This is a genomic window from Pseudomonas sp. 2995-3, from assembly GCF_002742565.1.
GTDB classification, from domain to species: domain Bacteria; phylum Pseudomonadota; class Gammaproteobacteria; order Pseudomonadales; family Pseudomonadaceae; genus Aquipseudomonas; species Aquipseudomonas edaphica.
Genome location: NZ_LJSB01000420.1, coordinates 1 through 268, shown reverse-complemented (window position 1 = coordinate 268; position 268 = coordinate 1). Strand labels below are relative to the sequence as shown.

1 pseudogene is annotated in these 268 nt (G+C 36.9%); it reads left to right on the top strand.

Annotated elements, in window-relative coordinates:
• Positions 1 to 268: pseudogene (gene pyrG, locus AOA62_RS29910) on the top strand (CTP synthetase); the annotation flags it as partial.

Sequence of the window (268 nt, the reverse complement as noted above, 5' to 3'; positions counted from 1 at the left end):
TTGTTGTACGTACTGAACGCCCAGTTCCAGAAGACATGAAGGATAAAAATGCTCTTTTCTGTGATATTGAAAAGGATGCAGTTATTGAAGCACGTGATGCTGATACATTATATGAAGTACCACTTGAACTTCAAAAGCAGCATCTAGATGATTATGTTTGTAATTATCTTGGATTAGAGTGTCGTGAAGCTGAAATGAGTGAATGGATCAGCCTTGTGGATCGTGTGAAAAACTTGTCTAAGAAAGTAACTATCGGTTTAGTAGGTAA